At 49.8% G+C, this 5,691-nt stretch carries 5 protein-coding genes; all 5 read left to right on the top strand.

The genetic code is table 11. From position 1 onward, the window contains the following. Positions 1-220 precede the first annotated feature (220 nt). Positions 221-1,900 (top strand): SulP family inorganic anion transporter, encoded by a 1,680-nt coding sequence (locus IQ260_RS26925; protein ID WP_193996162.1) that lies wholly within the window; start codon positions 221-223, stop codon positions 1,898-1,900. 325 nt (positions 1,901-2,225) lie between these two features. Beyond that, on the top strand, positions 2,226-3,104 hold the full coding sequence (locus tag IQ260_RS26930) for a metal-dependent phosphohydrolase (protein ID WP_193996163.1): 879 nt from the start codon (positions 2,226-2,228) through the stop codon (positions 3,102-3,104). Between the two features lie 100 nt (positions 3,105-3,204). After that, positions 3,205-3,636, top strand: coding sequence for a hypothetical protein (locus IQ260_RS26935; RefSeq protein ID WP_193996164.1), 432 nt, complete (start codon positions 3,205-3,207; stop codon positions 3,634-3,636). A gap of 232 nt (positions 3,637-3,868) precedes the next feature. Further along, entirely contained in the window at positions 3,869-4,702 is an 834-nt protein-coding gene (locus IQ260_RS26940) for a metallophosphoesterase family protein (protein WP_193996165.1), read from the top strand. 43 nt (positions 4,703-4,745) lie between these two features. Continuing rightward, on the top strand, positions 4,746-5,691 hold a 946-nt coding region (locus IQ260_RS26945; protein ID WP_193996166.1), incomplete at its 3' end, for a Na+/proline symporter.

Raw genomic sequence — 5,691 nt, forward strand, 5'->3', positions numbered from 1 at the left:
GCATGGGCAGGCAGAGTGAGGGTAAACAAACATCAACAGCGCCGAATTTATTCAACCGATTAACCACCCAAAACAATCATTCAAAACAGAAGAAACATATCTCAACGAATATTTAGAAAAACTTGTTTTCCGATCAGGTTCAGCATCTCCCTTCACATTCGATGCTAGGTTTGGACTTGCTAGTAAAGCACTTCAGAACGTTTGGAGTCAGGCATCGACTATGAATTTCTCTCCATCTGTCCTAATCCCACACTTCAAATTTAATAACCTGCGGGGAGACTTTTTTGGCGGGATCACGGCAGCCGTTGTCGCCTTACCCCTAGCCCTGGCCTTTGGTGTCGCCTCGGGGGTGGGTCCCATTGCCGGTCTTTATGGAGCCATGATCGTTGGCTTTTTTGCCGCTCTATTTGGCGGTACCCCCTCCCAAGTGTCAGGACCGACGGGACCGATGACGGTGGTGATGGCGGCCACCGTGACCGCACTGCTAGCCAAAAACCCAGACACAGGACTGGCCATGGCCTTTACCGTGGTGATGCTGGGCGGTGTGTTTCAGATTCTGATGGGGGTGTTGCGCCTGGGCAAATACATTACCCTGATGCCCTACACCGTTATTTCTGGATTTATGTCAGGGGTGGGGGTGATTATCATTTTGATAGAGGCAGCTCCCCTGCTGGGCTATGAAGCGACCGGCGGCGTAGTGGAGTCAATTCGTCATTATCCCGACGTCATTACCCATATTCATCCGATTGCCGCCGTTATCGGTTTGCTTACCCTGGCCATTGTATTTGCGGCCCCCGCTCGCCTCAACCGGGTTGTGCCTGCACCGTTAATTGCCCTGGTGGCCTGCACCTTAATCTCAATGTGGTTTTTCCCCAATAGTGGCATTCCCCGTATTGGTGATATTCCCTCTGGGCTACCCAGCCTACAGCTGCCCCAGTTTACCTGGATCAATCTCAAAGACATGGTGGGATATAGCATCATGCTGGGGATGCTCGGGGCTCTGGATTCGCTGCTGACATCTCTAGTGGCAGATAGCATTACCCAAACTCAGCACGACTCCGACCGTGAGCTGGTGGGTCAGGGCATTGGTAACTTGATTTCTGGATTGTTTGGCGGGCTGCCGGGAGCGGGTGCCACCATGCGTACTGTGATCAATGTCCGCTCCGGTGGCAGAACCAATCTTTCTGGCATGATCCATGCCATTACCTTAGCGGTGATTGTGCTAGGGGCTGGCGCTCTGACAGAACCAATTCCCCATGCCGTACTGGCAGGTATTTTGATCAAAGTAGGTATCGACATTATCGACTGGGGCTTTTTACGGCGTGCCCACCGGCTATCCACTAAAGGGGCTGGTTTAATGTATCTGGTCATGGGATTAACGGTATTTGTGGACCTGATTACCGCCGTTGCCGTTGGCGTCTTTTTGGCTAACCTCTTGACCATTCAATCCATCACCGATGTTCAAGTCAAAGACATGCGGGCCGTAACCCAGGGAGATAACGAAACCTGGCTAACCGCCGAGGAACGCTCGTTGTTAAAAGCAGCCAAGGGCCGCATTCTAATGTTTCACCTTAGCGGCCCCATGAGTTTTGGTGCCGCCAAATCCATTTCCAGACGGCTGGCCATTGTGGAAAATTATGAAATCCTGCTCCTAGACATGACGGATGTTTCCAGGCTGGGAGTAACAGCTTTATTAGCCATTGAAACCATGATTAAAGATTCCCTGGCTAAACGTCGTGGCGTTTTCTTAGTCGGTGCCAAGGGTCAGGTTCAACACAGGCTACAACGATTGGAAATTTTGGAAAAGCTGCCCCCAACGCACCAGGTTACCGAACGCATCGTTGCCCTGGAACGCTCCATGGAGTTACTCAATAACCACGTCTCTGCAGCTGAGGTCTGAGCATACTAGCGAAACTTGAACTGAGGGGCAGAAGCCCGTATGTCTAACGTTACTACCCTCGATAGAATGCACTGTATGGCTTAGAGCAAGCTTATCTACCCTGAAGCCATCTAAAAAAACTTGAATATGGGTTAAGAGCACGTTGTCAGGAGCAACTTTTATGTCCGTAGCGTATTCTTATAATGCATGGTGCTAATGCACATTGTTCATTTTTCAGACTGGGAACCTATTCAAGAACCAGGATTCTAGCTGATGATAGACCTATGCATTTTCCACATTTTCAGGGTGGCTTTTAGTGTGACTGTTGGTTAGAGAGCCTACGCTGATGTATAGCCCTAAACAGACGTTAATTGATACGTTTATTGTCTACTTACAAGCAACATACCAGACCGTTTTTGGCCACGTTCAGTCCCACTATGTTGACTGTTTGGGCTCCACTGCGCGTCTGGCGTTAGAAACGATTGCCCAGAGTGATGCTCTTTACCATGATTTAGAGCATACGATTTTGGTTGCCTCGGTGGGGCAAGAAATTTTACAGGCTAAGCTTGCCTGCGATGTTACCGAGGACGTGACGTTAGAGGATTGGCTGAACTTTATCACCGCCTTGCTCTGCCATGATATTGGCTATTGCAAGGGTGCCTGCAGTCAGGATGATTGTGAGCTAGGGCAGTATACGACCGGCGTGGATGACGCAGCCTATGTTTTGCTGCCATTTGGAACGACAGATGCCTGTTTGGCCCAATATCATGTGGACCGCAGCCAGCAGTTTGTCCAAGAACAGTTTGGCCATGAACCGCTGATTGATGTGGACCGGGTCCGGCAGATTATTGACCGTACCCGATTTCCAGCCCTTGACCATTGTGTGGTGTCGGATGTTCAAGACTTAGCGAATCTGGGTCGAGCCGCAGATTTGATTGGCCAGTTTAGCGATCGCAACTATCTACAAAAGCTCCCCGCCCTCTTTTATGAATTTGAACAAAACGGCACGAATAAACGCCTGGGCTATCATCAGCTAGCAGATGTGCATACAGGACTGTCAGAATTTTATTGGACCTGTGTGCACGGGTATGTGGAAGATGCCGTCTCCTATCTCAAACACACACCAGCAGGTCAGCAAATCGTGACAGAGCTTTATGCCAATATTTCTAAGCCTGAAGCCAGTAAGGTGCCTCAGGCGAATGTGCCTGAGGCCAGTCTCGTGTAGAAGCAACGTCAATTAACTTTTATTGATCGTATCTAGTAACATCCGTATCCATATCAGCGGAAAGCACCTAAACTAGGGGCTGTTCCTCACCAAGAGACCTATGGCCCGACGCAATGTGAGTAAACCCAACGCTGTACCTGAGGTCGCACCTGTGGCGTCCGACCAAACAGCCCCTGCCGCTGAGGCTGAGGTCGCCGATACGGCTAAAGAATCGGCAGATAAGGCAAATACGAAAGAATCGGCAGATAAGGCAGATACGATCGATACAGATAACCTAGATACCGTATTTAGTGCCCTCAAGACATTGATGACGACGGTGGATAAGCTGCAGAAATCACGTCAGGATGTGGGTGATATTAAACCCTTGATTGTGCGAATGCTGGATGGAGAATTATTATCCGGGGATGAGCTGGAGACACTCAAAACCGGTGTGAGCGGTCTGTCTAAACTGGTGCGCATTTATAGCGACTATCAAACAGCTCTAGAAAAAGCCCAGCCGGCCAGAGAAATATTAGACACTGTGCTCAAGTAGTCCACAGCCCACATTAAAAATCTGAGCATTAGACACCGATAGCATCTCCAATATCGACCGGCATGGGGGCGATTTTTGCTTGAGCTAGCACAGAGACCTGGGAGCCCAGAAACAACGGACTCAGGTGGTGGTGTGACAGAGGCTTCTTATTAAAAACTCATTAACAATTCAGGTAACTCTTGTATAAATCCTTGAGAGTGTATCTTACTTTCAGCTCTCTACAATTTATCTGATGGCTGCATCTCCAAACCGAATTCGACTGCCTGATACCTGTGACCAAGTGGCTCTGTGTGGCGGCCCCTATAGTAATTTTGCCGCCGTTGATGCATTTTTATCAGCCACTGCTGGGATAGCTTATCGCTTTTGTTTGGGAGATATGGGGGGCTTTGGTCCCCAGCCCGATCGCACCCTAGAGTTGCTGCAACAGGCCAATGTCATTTGCTTGCAGGGGAATTACGACCGAGCGGTGGGGCTAGGCCTGCACGATTGCGGCTGTGGTTATTCTGACCCGCGCGATCGCAATTTTGCCCAGATTAGCTATGACTACACCTACGCCCATACCGCCAAAGTCCATCGACAGTGGCTACAGCAGCTGCCAGAACAGCTAATTTTAGAATGGCGAGATTGCAAGATCTTGTTATGTCACGGCAGCCCTGACACAGTCAACGAATTCATTTGGAAAACCGAAACCAACGACGCTCAAATCCAAGACTTTTTGACCCGCTATCAGGTTGACGGTATTTGTGCCACCCATACGGGATTACCCTGGATTGGCAATGTCAAAAGTCCAGAGGGATTTTGGTTCAACGTCGGCGTATTGGGACGTCCTGCCCACGAAGGTAAGTGTCACGTCTATTACGGTCACCTCAACTTTCCCAGCAGTGCCCAGCGGCCCATTCCCGAGCTGCGGCCTTTGACCTATGACGTCGCCTCAGTGACCCAGGCAATGCACTCAGAAGGACTGCCCAAAGAGTTTATAGAATCCTTAGAACAAGGCCTCTGGACCACCTGTTCCGAGATTCTTCCTGCAGCAGAAAGAGCCCCCCAAACTCGAGTTTCTGCTTAATTGTTCTACCTGAAATGAGATAACCCCTAAAATCCATTAATTTATGTTCACCGTAACACTCACGTGGGCTTTGCTGGCTGGCTATGGCCTGTTTATTTATCGCGTTGTTCAAGCAACCACTCCCAACAAAGTTTCCGCATCTGAATTCTTTCAGGGACAATCCCGACAGGGCGAAGGACCTGGCCTGTGGCTGTTGGTCTCAAGCGCGGCTATTTCGTGGATCTTTGCCAAATCTATCGATAATGCGGCCAGCCTCAGCAATGCCTTTGGCATCACGGGGGGAATTGGCTATGCCATCTACTATCTCAGTTTTTTGACCGCTGCTGTTGCCCTCTATTTTATTCGTACTCGCGGCGGTCACCGCTCCATTTCAGAATTTCTCGTCAGCAAATACGGTCAACTCTGTTCGCGATTATTTCTGTTGGCCATTGCTATTCGCCTGCTAAACGAAGTCTGGTCCAACACAAAAGTATTTTCTCTTTACTTTGGGCCTGAAGGCAGTGGCGGCTATTGGTTTGCCGCACTTTTAGTGACTATCTTCACCGTTTATTATAGTCTCTTGGGAGGTCTGCGCAGCAGTCTCTTGACCGATGGTGCCCAGATGCTTTTGGCCGCAGTGCTCCTGGTTGTTATTTTGGCTGTCTTGGGACCTGGTCTGGTGAGTCAGGGGTTGCCCACTGTGGAGCCAGACACTCGCCTCGCTGGTTTAACCTTTTGTGGTTTGGCCTTTGTGCAAATTTTTAGCTATCCCTTCCATGACCCTGTGATGACCGATCGCGCCTTCATTACGTCTCCCAAGGTGATGTTTAAAGGCTTTGCACTGGCGGGGTTGGTTAGCGGCTCCTTTATCTTTTTATTCAGCTTTGTAGGTTTATATGCCCGTACCTTTGGTGTAGAAGGTTCCCCCGTATTGGCTGTACCGGCGCTCATTAGCTTGCCGATGCTGCTGGTGTTTAACGCCATTATGCTCACCAGCGCTGGTTCCACAC

Origin of the sequence: Leptolyngbya cf. ectocarpi LEGE 11479 (assembly GCF_015207065.1) — a bacterium.
Lineage (GTDB): Bacteria > Cyanobacteriota > Cyanobacteriia > Phormidesmidales > Phormidesmidaceae > Leptothoe > Leptothoe ectocarpi.